A 15,579-nucleotide genomic window follows, 5' to 3' on the forward strand; every position below is an offset into this window, starting at 1 on the left:
TCCGGATCGGTCCCGACCGGGCACAACGAGTCCGCTCCCGCATGCCGGTTTTCCCGCCGGATAGGCTCCGGATACGTGGAATCCATCGATCTCCAGCTCATTCACGCACTGAAGATTGACGGCCGCGCGCCACTGCGCCGGATTGCCTCGGTACTGGGCGTCTCGGACCAGATGGTCGCCCGCCGCTACGCCGGACTGTGCGAAACGGCCGGTCTGCGCGTCGTCGGCCGGCTCAACCCCAGACCCGTCGGGGAGTCCGTGTGGGCGCTGCGGCTCCAGTGCGTCCCCAGCGCCTCGCTCGGTCTGGCCCGGGCGCTGGCCCGGCGTGAGGACACCCGCTGGGTCAAGCTCGCCTCCGGCGGAACGGAGGTCATCTGCCACCTCGCCGTACACAACGACCTCGACCGCGACACGCTCCTGATGAATCAGATCCCCGCGAGCCGCGGGGTCACCTCGGTGGCCGCCCACCGTCTGCTGAGGCTCTTCAAGGGCGGCCCGACCACCTGGGACGGACCCGCGTCCGTGCTGAGCCAGGAGCAGAAGGACGCGCTCGTCCCCGCGTACCCGCCGCCCGACGCCCAGGCGCCGCCGGTGGACCTCACCCACCTCGACCGCATCCTGCTCGCCGCGCTGGCCCGTGACGGCCGCGCCTCGTACGCCGCGCTCGCCGTCGAGGCACGCTGCCACGAGTCGACGGTGCGGCGCGGCATCGCGCACCTGCGGAGCGCCGGAGCGCTCTTCTTCGTCCTGGACGTCGACGAGCGCACGCTCGGCAACCCGGCCGGCACCGCCCTGTGGATGTCGGTGCGCCCCGCGCGGCTCGCCGCCACCGGTGCCGCGTTGGCCCTGCACTCCGAGGTGGCGTACGCCGCTGCCACCACCGGACGGACCAACCTTCTCGCCACCGTCCTGTGCCAGGACGACGAGCACCTCTACGACTACCTCGCCGACCGCATCGGAACACTCCCGGGCATCGACACGGTCGAGACGGCGCCGATCGTCCGCACCCTCAAACGCACCGGATCCGTCACGTCCGGCCGAGCCCGGCCGGACAGTGGGCCATAGGAGCAACGCCGGACGGTGAACCGCACATCACGCGGGTTCAGCGGCCATACGTACGGCACAGCGAACGCCCGACCCGGCGTCGTCACCACGAGCGGTACCACAAGCATGAATCCTTGCGTCAGGAACCATGGACGACCTCGCCGACAGGCGTCAGGGCAACCGTTGATGCGTGGGGTGCGCGTGCTTCGCCGATGCGTACACCGGATCCGTCTCGCGCGGTCGGCCGCCGTACCCCGTTGCCGGATCCGGCTCCCGGCTCCGTGCCTGACCGCCGGAGGGGGACTCGGCCGTGGTCGTGGGGGTGCGGAGGATGAGGGCGGCCATGTCGTCGTGGCCGTCGCCCGGATGGTGGTCGGACAGGACGCTGCACAGCTGATCGAGCGACGCCCGGGCGTGCCGGCGGACGGTCGCGGCGAGCGAGTCCAGGCCACGGTCCAGCGGCTCGTCGTGGCGCTCGACAAGTCCGTCCGTGTAGAGGATGACGATGCTGCCCGGCGGCAGGGCGAAGGAATGGCCGGGCCGGGGCAGTTCGGTGTCCACCCCGAGCGGCAGTCCGGGCTCCTCGTCCAGGTAGCGCACCGTGCCGTCGGGCAGCAGTACCAGGGGTGGCGGGTGGCCGGCGCTGCTCCAGCACAAGGTCCAGCCATGGTCCGCGGGCTCGACGCGGGCCACGCACGCCGTGGTGACGAGTTGACCACCAGTCATGTGCATGATGCGATCCAGCTGGGCCAATGAGGAATTGGGCGGGGTGTTCTCGTCGAACGACAGCGCCCGCAGCATGCCGCGGGTCTGGGACATGGCGGCTGCCGCTCTCATGTCGTGGCCGACGACATCGCCGATGACCGCGACGCAGGAGCCGTCCGGCAGTTTCGCCGCGTCGTACCAATCGCCGCCCAGATGCCCGGGTGCGCTCGCGGGCCGGTAGATCGCACGTGCCTCGAACGGGTGCAGGTCCAGCAAACGGGGCAGCAGCAGCCGCTGGAACTGCTCGGCATTGTGGCGGACCTGGTTGTACAGGCGCGCGTTCTCGATCGCGACACCGGCGGTACCGGCGAGCGCCAGGATCATTCCCTCGTCGTGCCGGTCGAACGGCCTCCCGTCGCGCCGGTCGGACAGATACAGATTGCCGTAGACCCGGCCGCGAACGGTGACAGCGACCCCGAGCAGCGAACGCATCGGCGGATGCCCGGGCGGGAACCCGGACGACTCCGCATGGTCGGCGATGTTCTCCACGCGCAGCGGCTCCGGGTGGCGGATCAGGTGCCCCAGCAGGCCGCGGCCACGAGGCAGCTCCAGCCCGGACACGGCGGCCAGCTCCTGGGGGCTGAGGCCGAGCGGGACGAATTCGGCAAGAGATTCGCCCCTCTCGTCCAGCACGCCCAGGGCCCCGTAGCGGGCGCCGACCAGGTCCATGGCGGTGCGCACGATCCGGCGCAGCACCACCGGCAGCTCCAGTTCACCGCTGATGCCGAGGACGGCCTCGAGCAGCCCCTGCAGACTGCGCTGGGCGCGGGCCAGGGCGTGCAACTGCTCGCCGATGCGGTCCAGATCGGAACTGATCGGCAGGTTGAGCAGCGACATGTAGGGGACGTTCCCCGGCTCGTCGGCGGCCGCGTCCTGTGGATCCTGCGCCACCGGCCTCCCCTCCCGCTCGTCTCGGGCGCCCGGCGCGGGCGCATACCGTCAACATCCAGCCTCATGTCATATGACCACAGACCGGCCACTGCGCCGCGGTCATAGGTGGGGCATGCGCCATTTGGCTCAAGCCCGGCAGGCCCGGATCCATGAGGCAACGGCCTCGCCGACGTCGTACCAGGCCCCGGCCCCGGCCTCCATGCCCCCGGTCCGGGGCGATCGCCCCGGACCGGGGTCCTCAGGGGCTGGCCCCGTCGAAGCCGTAGCGCAGCGGTTCGCCCTTCGACCGGAGGTCGAGCCGGTACACGAACAGCGCGTCCACGCGCATTCCTTCGGGCGGGGCCTCGACGTCGCACGGCCAGGTGACCTGAAGTACCGGTGGTCGGCTGGTGACTCGCATCCGCACCCCGTGCGCGGGGCCGCCGTCGAGCATTGCGGTCTGCTGGTTCGCCCGGGTGTCGGCGTTGTCGGCATCCATGCTCATACTTTAATGGTTGCGCAACTCATGAATGGTCGTGAGCTGTGTCACGCCGACGGCCTTCCGCAGTGCGGCGGTTCCGGACGGCGGGAGCGGTTCACGATTCGGCCACCACGATGTAGAGCGTCACCGCCGCGAGGAAGGGGCCGCCGGTGAGATGGTCCAGCCACGGGCTGCGCATCGGGGATGCGTTGCCTGGCGATTTCGACCGAGGCCCGGTCGTGGTCGACACCGATCACCTGGCCCGTCGCGGTGACGGCCTCGGCGAGCACCCCGAGATCGGTGCCGGGGCCGCAGCCGAGGTCGAGCACCGTGTGGCCCCGCCGGAGCCGGAGTTCGTCGGGCATGCGGCCCTTGTAGGCGCGGCCCGGGCCGGTCGCCGCGACGCGGCCGAGGTGGACGACGGGGTCGGGGCGCTGGTCTCGAACGCCGATGAGTTCATGAGCGCCAGTCAATCAACCACGGCCGCCGGAGCGACAGGTGTCGCAAGCGGTGAGCAACTCCGTGGCGGAGCCCCGCTCGGCCGACCGCGTATGGCGCTCACCCGGACAGTCGGCGCGCGTCACTCCGCTGCTGTCCGGGCGGTGCCGTCACCGTCGGCCCCGGTAAAGCTGGGCCCGGCGGCTCGCCCTCACCCGGAGCGCGTGAACTCGCCGTCGTCGATGCCGTTCGTCGGATTACGGGACAGTCCTCAGGAGACCGTGGTGGATCTGCAACTCGCAGGCAAGGTGGCCGTGGTCACCGGTGCGGGCAGGGGCATCGGCCTTGCCGTGACACAGGCGCTCGCCGCCGAGAGCGTGTGTGTGGTCGCCGCCTCCCGTACCCTCACCGAACCTCTGTCCGAGCTGGTGGCGGGCCGGCACGTCCACTTCGTCAAGGTGGACCTCGCCGGGCCCGACGGCTCCGCGGAACCGGTCGAGGAAGCGGTCGCCCGGTTCGGCGGGCTGGACATCCTGGTCAACAATGTGGGGGCGGTACGTCCGCGAACGGGCGGCTTCGCGTCGGTCGGCGACGACGACTGGATGTGGGCGCTGACGATCAACTTCCTCTCCGCGGTCCGCACTACCCGCGCCGCGCTGCCGCACTTGATCGAGGGCGGTTCGGGCTCGATCGTGACGGTCGGTTCGGTGACCGGCTTTCTGCCCGACCCCTCCGTCATCGACTACGGCGCGAGCAAGGCCGCCCTGGCCAACTTCTGCAGGGCCCTGTCCAAGGAGGTCGGCCCGCACGGGGTACGGGTGAACACCATCAGCCCCGGGCCCGTGGCCACCGACCTCTGGCTGGGGGAGGGAGGCATCGCGGACACGTTCGCGGCGGCCGGCGCCACCGCACCGGACGCCGTCGCCCGGAGTGCCGCGGACCGGGCGGCCACCAGGAGGTTCACCCGGCCGGAAGAAGTGGCCGACCTCGTGCTGCTGCTGGCGAGCGGCCGCTCCGGCAACGTCACCGGATCGGACCTCGTCATCGACGGAGGGCTCGTCGCGACACTGTGAGGATGCGTCACGGCCGCCGTGACGCGCGTATCCCCGCAGCGCGGAGAACGGCGAGCATCGACACGCTACGGGGCCCGGTCCCGGTCCCGGTGACGAGGACCTCGAACGGGAATGGGACATCGCATGCGGCAACCACTCGGCCGACGCCAACTGCTGCTCGGCGCCGGTGCCCTGCTCGCGGGAACCACGGCCTGCTCGGCGACCTCCCGGACGGCGTCCGGCCCGTCCCCGCCGGAATCTCCGCCCCTGCCTCGGCCCTCGCCGCTGCCCGCGACCACCGCCTGGCACCCCGACCGCGGCGACGTGCAGCCCGACGTGAAGCTGCGCGCCGTACAGGTGGTGGAGGCGATCGGCGCATGGCCCGCCGGGCAGGGGAGCACGCCCGCGGCGAAGAGACGGGTGGCCGCTCTCGGCGCGGCACCGTCGCTGGTGGACCGGGCGGGCCCGCTGCGGCCCGCTGCGGACGAGGCCGCGCTCCAGGTGATCGACGCGCAGTACGGCGGGATCCTGAGGGATACGGCCAGCGTGATGGTGGTGTGCCGGCAATGGACCCCCGGGCATGCGGGCGGCACGACCGTCGACGTACGACTGAGCCGGGCGCGGCCCCGCTGGGAGGTCACGGCACTGCACCCGGGCCGCCCGGGAGCCGCCGTCGCCTCGCTGCCCGCCGCGGCACGGCAGGTGCTGGACAGCCCGCGGATCGGCCTCCCGCCCGCGGCGGAGGCCGACATCCGCAGCGGGCACATCCACCCGGCCGTGCTGCGGGCCCTGCTGCGACTGGCCGGTACGTACCGGATGGACCTCACCGTGTTCCGCTCCGGACATCCGTTGTACGTGTTCGGCACCGACCGGCCCAGCGACCATCCGCCGGGCCGGGCCTTCGACGTATGGCGGATCGACGGGCACAGGGTCGTCGATCCGGCCACCCCGCGCCGGCTGACCGAGTCGTTCGTGCGGGACGCGGCAATGGCCGGCTCGTACAACGTCGGCGGGCCGATCCAGCTCTCCGGGGGTGCGACGGCGCATCAGTTCTTCACCGACGACACCCACCACGACCATGTGCACGTGGGATTCGCGAGCTGACGTGCCGGAAACAGGCGGAAAGTGGACCTGTGGGCGAGGGACGGGCCTCCCTAGGCTCGGACCATGCGCGTACTCTTCGCCTCGACCGGCGGCTCGGGCCACTTCAACCCACTCGTTCCTTTCATCGACGCTTGCACGGCACGGGGCGACGACGTCCTCGTCGTCGCGGCACCGAGACTCGAAGCGACCCTGGCGGCCCGGGAACACCCGTACCGCATCAGTGGGGAGCTGAAGGAGGACGAGCTGAGGCGGGCCAGGGCGCGCGTCCTGGAACTGTCCCGGGACGACGGAGCGGCCCTGATGATCAGGGAGGTGTTCGGCCGACTGGGCGTCGCCGCGATGCTGCCCGCGCTGGAGGAGGCCTGCCGCGAGTGGCGGCCCGACCTCGTGCTGCACGAGGCGTGCGAGTTCGCGTCGGTGGTGGCCGCCGGGCGTCAGGGCATCCCGCACGCCCGGGTCGCGGTCTCCGCCGCGCGGTTCACCGGGTCCATGGACGAGCTGCTGCGCCCCGTGCTCGCCCCGTACGGCCCCGGCATCGTGGAGCGGCTCCGGACGTCCACGTACCTGACGCGCCTGCCGGCCTCCCTGGACCCCTCGCCGTACGCCGTGACCCACCGTTATCACGAAACCCCGGAGCCGGGTGTGCTGCCGGACTGGTGGGGCGGAGCCGAGGACCCGCTCGTCTATCTCACCCTCGGCACCGAGGCGGGCGCGCTGGCGACCGCCACCGGCCTGTACCGCGCCGTGCTGGAGGCGGTGAGCGAACTGCCGGTACGGGTGCTGCTCACGGCGGGGCGCGGTACTGATCTGTCGGGCCTCGGGCCGTTTCCCCCCAACGTCCACGCGGAGGCGTGGGTGCCGCAGGCCGACGTCCTGTCCCGCGCCTCGCTCGTGGTCTGCCACGGCGGATCGGGGACGGCCTTCGGAACCCTCGCGGCGGGTGTCCCGTTGGTCTGCGTCCCCCTCTTCGCCGACCAGCCGACGAATGCCCGGCTGGTGACCGAGGCGGGCGCGGGACTCGCCGTCGCCTCGACCGACGTACCGGTGGGCGGCGCGCCGGTCCTCGATACCGAGGCCATCTCCCGGATCCGGTCGGCCGTCGAGCTGGTGCTCAAGGAACCCTCGTACCGGGCGCGCGCCGAGAACCTGGGCCACGAGACGCGGGCCACCGCCACGTGCGGGGAGCTGATCGACACCCTCGACCCGCGCACCTGAACCCTGACCACCGCGCCTCCCGCGCATTCGACGCGCACCGGCACGCCCGTACGGTGGGGTTCGGTTCGCCGAGCCGCTGTGACGGCCTGCAGGCGGGCATGGGACAGAGATGCCAGCAGTATCCGTATCCGAGCCCGTGATCAAGCTCGTCCGGCGCACGACCGAACCCGTCGGGGCGCAGACCCTGCGCTCCACGGCAGCCGCCGTCATCGCCTATGCCGTGGCGGCGCGGACCCTTCCGCATCCGGCACCGCTCACGGCACCGCTCACCGCGCTCCTCGTCGTACAGGTCACCCTCTACGCGACCCTCACCACGGGGATCCGCCGGGTGAACTCGGTCGTCGTCGGGGTGCTCATCGCCACCGCGCTCAGCGCGCTGGTCGGCCTCAGCTGGTGGAGCCTCGGACTGACGATCTTCGCCTCGCTGATCATCGGGCGGCTGGTGCGGGTCGACGAGTTCGTACCCGAGGTGGCGATCAGCGCGATGCTCGTCCTGGGCGTCTCGCAGGTCGCCGCCACGGCATGGGACCGTGTGCTGGAGACACTCATCGGCGCGGGCGTGGGCCTGTTGTTCAACCTGCTCTTCGCACCACCCGTGTGGGTGCAGTCCGCGGGCGCCTCCATCGACAGCCTGGCCCGGGCGATGGGCCACATGTTTCGCGCGATGGGGGAGGACGTGACGGGGCACATCCCGGTCCGGCGCGCGGCCGACCGGCTCCACGAGGCCCGTCGGCTGGACCACGACATCGTGGAGGTCGATGCCTCGCTCCGGCAGGCCGAGGAGGGACTCACGCTCAATCCACGCGTCCGGCAGGGCCTGCTGTACCGGGTCGTGCTGCGTACCGGTCTGGACACCCTGGAGATCTGCGCCGTGGTGCTGCGGGTGCTGTCGCGCACCCTGACCGACCTGGCCAAGGCCCGTACCGAGGAGACGCTGTTCCCCGGCGACGTGGCCGCGTCCCTGAAAGAACTGTTCGGACAGATGGCCGGTGCCATCGAGAGCTTCTCGGAGTTGATCACCACTCCGGTCGCGGAGAACGCCGAGGCGGCGGAGGACCGACTGGCCCACGCGCTCGCCCTCAGCCGCGTGACCAGGGACCGGGTGGCGGACCTGCTCCTGGCGGGCGTCCAGGAACACCCCCGGCAGTGGCAGCTGCACGGAGCCCTGCTCGCCGAGGTCGACCGGATTCTGGACGAGCTCGACATCGACAAGCGCACCGAACGCCTGGGCAAGGAGCTCGACCGGCGTTCGGCGCAGGTGCACGAACGCCACCCCTGGCTACGTGCTGTGTCGCGTCGTCTGCGAGGACCCGGGAGCTGAGGCGGCGCGGACCGGCGGCCGTCATCCGGCAGTTGCCACTCCTGGCGGGAAAGGGCGTGGAAGGCACCCAGCATGTCGGCGGCCTCGCCGATCGCGGCCAGCCCCTTGCCGCGTACGTCACCGATGATCAGACGGGTTCCGTCGGTGGTGCGGGCGGCCGCGTAGAGATCACCTCCGATCTGCGCCTCCGCCTCCGCGCCAGATAGACCGAGGCGATACGCAGCGGACCGCCCCACCCGGTCCGCCATCGCCCCTCGCACGACCGAGCACCGTGACGGACGTCTGATCAGGCCGGTCGGCCGGCCCTGATCCGTGCCGTCACTCCGTGTGGCGTACCCCTCACCCGGACGGTCGGGCGTCTTCACTCCTCTGCTTTCCGTGTCGCGCTGTTCGGGCCGGGCCTGGCGACGCTGAGCCCAGCAACCGGTCCACGACGAAGAGAGAACAGCATGTCCCCCTCCACCCTCCTCGCCCCGCGGAAACGGATACCCGGGCGTCGCGCGCAGACCGTCGCCGCAGTGCTCACCACGGCCGCCCTTGTTGCCGCGCCCGCAACCGCCGTAGCCGACGGCGATGCCGGTCCGGCCGGCGCCAGGCCCACAGTGGTGCTGGTACACGGCGCGTTCGCCGATGCCTCGGGCTGGAACGGCGTGGTGGAACGTCTGCAGCGTGACGGGTACACGGTCATGGCCCCGGCCAACCCCCTGCGCGGACTCACCGATGACTCCGCGTACATAGCCGACGTACTGAAGAGCATCAGGGGCCCGATCGTGCTGGCCGGGCATTCCTACGGCGGCGCGGTGATCGGCAACGCCGCCGCCGGGAATCCGCACGTGAAGTCGCTGGTGTACGTGTCCGCGTTCATGCCCGACAAGGGGGAGGAACTGTCGGAACTGGGCGCGAAATTCGCGGGCAGCGACCTCAACACCGCACTCAGGCCGGTGCCGTTCCGGAAGCCCGACGGTACGGAGGGCACCGACCTGTACATCCGGCCCGCCGCATTCCACCATGTCTTCGCGGCGGACGTGCCGCCGGAGACCACGGCCGTGCTGGCGGCCTCCCAACGCCCCATCAGCGGAGCCGCGTTCATGGAGAAGACGACGGCGGCGGCCTGGCGGACCATCCCGTCCTGGGCGCTGGTCGCGACCCGGGACAAGGCCATAGCCCCGGATCTCGAACGCTTCGGGGCCAAGCGCGCCAAATCGCACACGGTCGAGGTCGACTCCTCCCATGCCGCGATGATCTCGCACCCCGACGTCGTCGCCGATCTGATCCGGCTGGCCGCCGGAGACCGGCCACCGGCGAAGTCGGGCATGGCCCCGACAGGCATCAGCGCCATGGTCCTGGCCTGTCTCGGCGGACTCGCGGGCGTAACCGTCCTGACCGGCGCGGGCCTCGTGGCGGCGGCCCGCAGGCACCGGTCCACCGGCGGCGGGACCGGCATGGCCCCCTGACCGGATTTCGCCGGTGGTCCGCCGCTGATCCGCCGACCAGCCGGATCGGCGGGCACCCGGAAGCGGGCCGGTCCCGCATGGCCGGCCGTGAGCGGCGTCGGGCCGCCGCAGCCTGCGGAACCAGCCGGGCGGGCGGCACTCACCACGAGGGCGGGCCCACGTCCTCGCCGCGCGTCGGGCCTTCCCGGGGATCCCTCGGACGGCTCGTCACCGGCATCACTCGACGGGCCGTGCGTGCCCGTGGATCACGGTGAGCGCGGCGACCGCGCCGGCTCCCGACGGGGGAGTACCGCTCCGGGCCCCGGGCCGGAACGGTACTCCCGGGGGCTCGGGGGACTTCCGTTCGGATCACGCCGGCACCCCCCGAGCCCGGCGTGATCCGAACGGGAGGACCTCAGGGAACGAGCCGGGACTCCGACAGGCGGGGCGAGGGCACCGCCCCGCCGTCCAGCGTCGCGCGGTACAGCGCGGCGTGCTGCTCACGGGAGACCACCGACCGGCCACCGCGCAGCGTGAGCCGGTGCCCCCGCGGGGTCGTCCAGCGCACCTCGGCGCAGTCGCCCGACGCGTCCACCTCGGGATCCGGCGCCGGATCCCCGTCCTGTTCCGCGCCGGCCGGGACGAGGGAGAGCGAGCCCGCCGCGAACGTGTGGCCGAGCGTCGCCCAGTCCAGCTCGACCGGGGCCGCGCTCTCGAAGAGGACGACCTCGATCCGTACCCCGTCGTCGAGCGGAACCAGCCGGACCGTCGGTGTGCGGCCGCCGAAGCCGCCCCCGGCGAGCCTGAAGCCCAGCCGTGCCGTACCCAGGTCGAGATCGACCCCGCCGTCGACCGCGGACGTCTCCGTCACCGGCGGTGCCCCGATCGCGTCGACCACCAGGCGCAGCGACCGCGCGCGGAACGTGTCACCCGGCTCGATCATGTCGAGGTGGTGGTGCCGGTCGCCCGCCGGGCAGGCGAAGCCCGTCAGCCAGGCCACGTGCGGGCCGCTCTGCACGGTGGAGAGCACGCCCGACGCGAAGTCGAAGTCCTCCGCGCCGTCGTCCTTGACCAGATGGACGTGCAGATGCCCGGAGGTTCCGTCCGGGCGTACCCAATGGCCGAACAGCGGACGCCGTTGCAGCCAGGTGTCCTGGTGGTTGATGCTGCCCAGCGTGGTGACCGCGTCCAGCCAGGTGGTTCCCGTCTCCGGGGACGGGCCCTCGACGAAGAGCTCCCGGTGCTCGCGCTCGCCCTCCAGCTCCAGCAGCCGCGGCAGCGCCCAGAAGGGCATGCGGTAATCCACACAGGCATGGACACCGACCGACATCTCCCCCTCGATGGGGCCGATCTCCGGAGTGCCGAGCACCCCCCGTACCGCCTTCACCAGGAACGGCGGCACGCCCAGATCGTTGCCGTAGCAGCGGGCCATGGGGCCGGAGAGCTGACGGGTCGGCGGGTGCCAGCGGGCCAGGAAGTGCAGCCAGAGCCGGTCGTGCAGACGGTCGTTGAGTTCCAGTACCTCCTCGTCCCGGACGTGCTCCCTGATCAGGGTCAGCGTCTGGAGCACGACACCCCAGTAGGACGGGCTGTTGAATTCGGTGAAGCTGCCGGTGGTGTCGATCGCCTCGCACAGCCGTACCATGCGGTCCTTGCCGTAGGCGAACAGCGCCTCGTCGTCGAGCATCCTCCCGGCCGCGAGCGCGACGAACGTGCCCATCACGGCGACGTTGGTGTACGTCATGTGGACGTTCCGGCGGACGATCGACGCCGCCGCGTGCCCGACCGACTCCCGGAGTTCACGCAGCACCGCGGGCGGCAGACGGTCGCCGTGCCGGGCGTGCACCAGCAGCAGATGGATGCCGAGGAAGTCTGCCCAGTTCCAGTCGGCCGGGTCCATCTCCGCCGCAGGCTCCTCGGCGTAGTAGCCCCAGATGCCGTAGGTGGGACTGTCCGTGGACCGGTCCTGGAGCTCGGCGATCCGCAGGATCACGTCGTGGGCGCGCTCGTCGTCGCCCGCGCCGCCGCGTTCCAGCAGGAGCAGCGCGTACTGCAGGGAGTTGCGGGTGGGGTGTGCGAGACCACCCTTGATGTGGGTGTGGATGGGGTTGTACGGCGCTTCGACCTGCAGCAGGTTCGCCTCGGGGTCCCAGCGGCGGTCGCCCTCGGCAAGGGTTGCTCGCAGCAGGGCGCGGTCGTACTCGGCGACCGACCAGGCAGGGTGCACGGGAATGTCCTCCAGCTCGCGATCGTCGGTCCGACGATCTCCGGCAACGCTCGGGAAACGCTTTCCAGAGGCTAAGCCGACGTCAACGCTCCGGCAAGGGGTATGCGGTAAACCTCCGGGTCGGAAGTCCGCCTCCAACCCATTGACGCGACGATATCGGGCGGTGCAAGGTGACCCCGGCTGGAAAACGCTTTCCAGCCACGTTCCGGTCTGCTCTCGAATGGAGTCCCCGATGAGACCCTCCCTACGCATCGCCCTGACGGGCGTCACCGCGGGTGCGCTCGTCTGCGTGCTTGCCTCGTGTTCCGGTTCCGGCAGCGACACCGCCGGGGACGGCACGGTGACCATCACGGTCTCCGGGCGCCCCCCGGCCACCAACGCGGCCGCGCTCAAGATCTTCAACGCGCGGGTGGCGGAGTTCGAGAAGGCCCATCCCAAGATCAGGATCAAGACGAACGAGTACCAGTACGACCAGCAGAGCTTCCAGACCAAGGTGGGCGGCGGCAGCCTGGAGACGGTCGTCCGGGTGCCGCTGACCGAGATGTCGAGCCTGATCAAGCGCAAGCAGATCGCCGATCTCACCACGGACTTCAAGGGGCTGAAGCACAGCGAGGACTTCAACCAGGTGGTGCTCGGCGCCTCGAAGGGCCTGGACGGCAAGATCTATGGCATCCCCACCGAGGAGTACGCACTCGGACTGGCCTACAACCGGGATCTCTTCAAGAAGGCCGGACTCGACCCCGACAAGCCGCCGACCACCTGGCCCGAGGTCCGTGCCGCGGCCAAGGCGATCTCCGAGAAGACCGATGCCACCGGCTACGCCCAGATGACCAAGGAGAACGCCGGCGGCTGGATGCTCACCGCCATGGCCTACTCCTTCGGAGACAGCATGCAGGAGGAGTCCGGCGGCAAGTGGGCCAATACCTTCGACCGGTCCGGCAGCGGCGCCGAGAAGTCCCTGAAGGTGCTCAAGGAGATGCGCTGGACGGATCAGTCGATGGGCAAGAACCAGCTGCGCAACCTCACCGACATGGAAAAGGACTTCTCCGCCGGAAAGATCGGCATGACGATCGCCGGGCCCAGCATCATCGGCCACTACATCGCGCAGTACAAGGGCGACCCGGAGACCATCGGGCTCGCCGCCATGCCCACGGACGGCAGCAGCAAGCGGACCCTGGCCGGCGGCGCCATCGCCGTGGTCAGCCCCAGGGCCACCCCGCAACAGCGTGAGGCCGCGGCGAAGTTCATCGACTTCTACTACCTCGCCCCCAAGTACGACGTCGCCCTCGGCGAGCAGGACGCGGCGTCCAAGAAGAAGGACGGCGCCGTCATCGGTGCACCGACCGTCCCGTTCTACCAGCCGGCCATCAACGACCCGGTCCAGGCCGCGATCGACAAGCTGGCCAACGTGCCGCTCGCGCACTTCGCCCCGTACAACAAGGCGCTCGACGAGTACGAGCTGGCCATCGAGCCGCCCATCGAGGCGCAGAACGTCTACAAGGCCCTCGACAGCGTCGTGCAGGCCGTGCTGACCCGCCAGGACGCAGACCCGGCCGAGCAGCTGAAGAAGGCTGCCTCGCAGGTCAAGTCCCAGGTGGAGCGCGCGCAGCACTAGAGCGTGTCCGGCACATCAGGCATGAGCACAGCACGAGGAGAGGCGAGGAGACGTCAATGAGCAGGTCACACGCGCCTGCGGCGCCCGCCGGGAACCGCACCCAGAAGAACCGGACGCGGAAACAGCGCTCCGCCGACCCCTCCGCGGACCGGTCGCGGACAGCGGGCGGGCCGCCGCGCACCGCCTCCCCGCAGCGCGGCGGCCCCGGGCAACGTGTCGTCCGCTGGGCCCGGCAAGGAGGTGTCACCACCATCCTGTTCGGCCTGCCGATGGTGCTGTGCTTCGCCTACTTCTCCTGGTGGCCGATCGTCCAGAGCGTGCGGCTCAGCTTCCAGCAGACCAATCTGGTGGACCCCGCCACCTGGGTGGGCCTGGACAACTTCCAGCGCGTGCTGGACGACCCGCTGCTGTGGACCGCCGTCGAGAACACCGCGCTCTTCGCGGTGCTCGCGCTGGTGATCGGCTTCCCGGTGCCGCTCTTCCTCGCGGTGCTCATCGCCGAACTGCGGCGCGGCGGCACGCTGTTCCGTATCCTCGCCTACCTGCCGGTGGCGATTCCCCCGGTCGTCTCCGTCCTGCTCTGGAAGGTGTTCTACGACCCGGACGCCGGCCTGTTCAACCAACTGCTGGCCCATGTGGGCCTCGGCCCGTATCCCTGGCTGCAGTCCACCGACACCGCCATGCTGTCGATCGTCCTGGAAGCCACCTGGGCAGGCTTCGGTTCCACGGTGATCATCTATCTGGCGGCGCTCGGCTCCGTACCGGCCGAACTGTACGAGGCCGCCGAGATCGACGCGGCGGGCATCTGGCGCCGGGTCTGGCACATCACCCTGCCGTCGCTGCGCGGGGTCGTCCTGATCATGCTGCTGCTCCAGATCATCGGCACCCTGCAGGTCTTCACCGAACCTTTCGTGATGACGGACGGCGGACCGGAGGACTCCACTCTCACCGTCCTGATGCTGATCTACAACTACGCCTTCCAGAACGGCGACTTCGGAGCCGCGACCGCGCTCAGTGTGCTGCTGGCCCTCGTGCTCGGCGCGCTCTCGGCGATCTATCTGCGGGCGACGAGGAGCTGGAGCAACTGATGGCCGTACAGACCCCCCTTCGCACCCGCCGCAGGAACCGCCCCGAGGAGAGCGGACGCGGACTCATATCCAACGCCGACCGGCGACGGACCTCCGTACGCGTCTCGCTCCGCTCCGTGCAGACTCTCTCGCTCCTGCTGCTGCTCGCCTTCGGAGCCGCGCCTCTCTACTGGACGTTCAAGGGCGCCGTCTCACCGACCCAGGAGCTGCTGCGCGATCCGCTGGCGCTCTGGCCCGGCCACGCGCAATGGGACAACCTCTCCCGCGCCTGGAACGAACTGCAGGTCGGCCAGTACCTCTGGAACACCGTGGTCCTGGTCACCGGCTCGGTCGTCGCACACCTCGTCGTCGCCACCACCGGCGGATACGTGCTGTCCGTGCTGCGCCCCAAGTGGGCGGCGCCCGTGCGGTGGATGGTGCTCGCCACCCTCTTCATCCCGGGCTCCATCTCCCTGGTCGCGCTCTACCTCACCGTGCTCGACCTGCCGGGCCTCGGCATCTCGCTCGCCAACAGCCCGTGGGGCGTCTGGCTGCCGCACGCCGCCAGCGCCTTCACCGTGCTGATCGTGATGAAGTTCTTCGACGGCATCCCGCGCGAACTCTTCGAGGCCGCCAAGGTCGACGGCGCGGGCCCGTTCATCATCTTCCGCCGGATCGTGCTGCCCATGTCGCGGCCGATCCTCGCGGTGGTGACCCTGCTGACGGTCATGAACTCCTGGAAGGACTTCCTCTGGCCCCTGATCGTCATCCCGGACACCGAGAAGCAGCCCATCTCCGCCGCGCTGCCGCGTCTCGCGGAAACGGCGGAACAGTCGCTGCTCATCGCCGGGATGCTGCTCGCCGTCCTGCCCCCGGTCGCGCTGTTCCTGATCTTCCAGCGGCAGATCGTACGCGGCGGGGGAGGCTTCACCGGCCTCAAGGGATGA

General features: G+C 70.8%; 13 protein-coding genes and 1 pseudogene. 9 read left to right on the forward strand and 5 right to left on the reverse strand.

Annotation, left to right across the window (positions count from 1 at the left end):
* The first annotated feature begins 75 nt into the window (after positions 1-75).
* Positions 76-1,065 (forward strand): Lrp/AsnC family transcriptional regulator, encoded by a 990-nt coding sequence (locus ACF08M_RS15990; RefSeq protein ID WP_392185858.1) that lies wholly within the window; start codon positions 76-78, stop codon positions 1,063-1,065.
* Positions 1,066-1,215: 150 nt separating this feature from the next.
* Here the strand turns inward: ACF08M_RS15990 and ACF08M_RS15995 are convergent, their stop codons facing one another.
* From ACF08M_RS15995 to ACF08M_RS16005, 3 genes are all read right to left on the reverse strand, one after another.
* On the reverse strand, positions 1,216-2,646 hold the full coding sequence (locus tag ACF08M_RS15995; protein ID WP_392185948.1) for a PP2C family protein-serine/threonine phosphatase: 1,431 nt from the start codon (positions 2,644-2,646) through the stop codon (positions 1,216-1,218).
* A 292-nt stretch (positions 2,647-2,938) separates the two neighbouring features.
* A complete protein-coding gene (locus ACF08M_RS16000) occupies positions 2,939-3,178 on the reverse strand; it encodes a hypothetical protein (RefSeq protein ID WP_392185859.1) in 240 nt (79 codons plus the stop codon).
* Positions 3,179-3,225: 47 nt separating this feature from the next.
* A complete protein-coding gene (locus ACF08M_RS16005) occupies positions 3,226-3,525 on the reverse strand; it encodes a methyltransferase domain-containing protein (RefSeq protein ID WP_392185949.1) in 300 nt (99 codons plus the stop codon).
* 315 nt (positions 3,526-3,840) lie between these two features.
* Here ACF08M_RS16005 and ACF08M_RS16010 point away from each other — a divergent pair, with 315 nt between their 5' ends.
* From ACF08M_RS16010 to ACF08M_RS16025, 4 genes are all read left to right on the forward strand, one after another.
* Complete coding sequence (locus tag ACF08M_RS16010) at positions 3,841-4,671, forward strand: SDR family NAD(P)-dependent oxidoreductase (protein ID WP_392185950.1); 831 nt, start codon at positions 3,841-3,843, stop codon at positions 4,669-4,671.
* A 123-nt stretch (positions 4,672-4,794) separates the two neighbouring features.
* A complete protein-coding gene (locus ACF08M_RS16015; RefSeq protein WP_392185860.1) occupies positions 4,795-5,754 on the forward strand; it encodes a hypothetical protein in 960 nt (319 codons plus the stop codon).
* A 63-nt stretch (positions 5,755-5,817) separates the two neighbouring features.
* On the forward strand, positions 5,818-6,969 hold the full coding sequence (locus ACF08M_RS16020) for a glycosyltransferase (RefSeq protein ID WP_392185861.1): 1,152 nt from the start codon (positions 5,818-5,820) through the stop codon (positions 6,967-6,969).
* A 109-nt stretch (positions 6,970-7,078) separates the two neighbouring features.
* Complete coding sequence (locus ACF08M_RS16025) at positions 7,079-8,290, forward strand: aromatic acid exporter family protein (RefSeq protein ID WP_392185862.1); 1,212 nt, start codon at positions 7,079-7,081, stop codon at positions 8,288-8,290.
* A 23-nt stretch (positions 8,291-8,313) separates the two neighbouring features.
* Here the strand turns inward: ACF08M_RS16025 and ACF08M_RS16030 are convergent.
* Positions 8,314-8,519: pseudogene (locus ACF08M_RS16030) on the reverse strand (serine/threonine-protein phosphatase); the annotation flags it as partial.
* A gap of 220 nt (positions 8,520-8,739) precedes the next feature.
* Between ACF08M_RS16030 and ACF08M_RS16035 the strand changes: the two are divergent.
* Positions 8,740-9,744: an alpha/beta fold hydrolase gene (locus ACF08M_RS16035; protein ID WP_392185863.1), complete on the forward strand. Its 1,005-nt coding sequence runs from the start codon at positions 8,740-8,742 to the stop codon at positions 9,742-9,744.
* Between the two features lie 394 nt (positions 9,745-10,138).
* Here ACF08M_RS16035 and ACF08M_RS16040 read toward each other — a convergent pair whose 3' ends face one another.
* Positions 10,139-11,950 (reverse strand): hypothetical protein, encoded by a 1,812-nt coding sequence (locus ACF08M_RS16040; RefSeq protein WP_392185864.1) that lies wholly within the window; start codon positions 11,948-11,950, stop codon positions 10,139-10,141.
* Positions 11,951-12,182: 232 nt separating this feature from the next.
* Between ACF08M_RS16040 and ACF08M_RS16045 the strand changes: the two genes are divergently transcribed.
* The 3 genes from ACF08M_RS16045 to ACF08M_RS16055 are packed head-to-tail and all read left to right on the forward strand — an operon-like array spanning position 12,183 to position 15,579.
* The gene (locus ACF08M_RS16045; protein ID WP_392185865.1) at positions 12,183-13,565 is read left to right on the forward strand and encodes an extracellular solute-binding protein; all 1,383 of its coding nucleotides are present in this window, start codon (positions 12,183-12,185) and stop codon (positions 13,563-13,565) included.
* A gap of 56 nt (positions 13,566-13,621) precedes the next feature.
* Positions 13,622-14,653 (forward strand): carbohydrate ABC transporter permease, encoded by a 1,032-nt coding sequence (locus ACF08M_RS16050; RefSeq protein ID WP_392185866.1) that lies wholly within the window; start codon positions 13,622-13,624, stop codon positions 14,651-14,653.
* On the forward strand, positions 14,653-15,579 hold the full coding sequence (locus ACF08M_RS16055; protein WP_392185867.1) for a carbohydrate ABC transporter permease: 927 nt from the start codon (positions 14,653-14,655) through the stop codon (positions 15,577-15,579). The genes ACF08M_RS16050 and ACF08M_RS16055 overlap by 1 nt, the downstream gene beginning before the upstream one ends.

The organism is Streptomyces sp. NPDC015032 (assembly GCF_043080425.1).
In the GTDB taxonomy this organism is placed as follows: domain Bacteria; phylum Actinomycetota; class Actinomycetes; order Streptomycetales; family Streptomycetaceae; genus Streptomyces.

Coding starts and splice junctions, on each gene's coding strand:
- ACF08M_RS16000 (WP_392185859.1), bottom strand. CDS start 3,178: ATGGATGCCGACAACGCCGACACCCGGGCGAACCAGCAGACCGCAATG.
- ACF08M_RS16010 (WP_392185950.1), top strand. CDS start 3,841: ATGCCGTTCGTCGGATTACGGGACAGTCCTCAGGAGACCGTGGTGGAT.
- ACF08M_RS16025 (WP_392185862.1), top strand. CDS start 7,079: ATGCCAGCAGTATCCGTATCCGAGCCCGTGATCAAGCTCGTCCGGCGC.
- ACF08M_RS16015 (WP_392185860.1), top strand. CDS start 4,795: ATGCGGCAACCACTCGGCCGACGCCAACTGCTGCTCGGCGCCGGTGCC.
- ACF08M_RS16050 (WP_392185866.1), top strand. CDS start 13,622: ATGAGCAGGTCACACGCGCCTGCGGCGCCCGCCGGGAACCGCACCCAG.
- ACF08M_RS16055 (WP_392185867.1), top strand. CDS start 14,653: ATGGCCGTACAGACCCCCCTTCGCACCCGCCGCAGGAACCGCCCCGAG.
- ACF08M_RS16020 (WP_392185861.1), top strand. CDS start 5,818: ATGCGCGTACTCTTCGCCTCGACCGGCGGCTCGGGCCACTTCAACCCA.
- ACF08M_RS16035 (WP_392185863.1), top strand. CDS start 8,740: ATGTCCCCCTCCACCCTCCTCGCCCCGCGGAAACGGATACCCGGGCGT.
- ACF08M_RS16005 (WP_392185949.1), bottom strand. CDS start 3,525: ATGCCCGACGAACTCCGGCTCCGGCGGGGCCACACGGTGCTCGACCTC.
- ACF08M_RS15995 (WP_392185948.1), bottom strand. CDS start 2,646: ATGTCGCTGCTCAACCTGCCGATCAGTTCCGATCTGGACCGCATCGGC.
- ACF08M_RS16045 (WP_392185865.1), top strand. CDS start 12,183: ATGAGACCCTCCCTACGCATCGCCCTGACGGGCGTCACCGCGGGTGCG.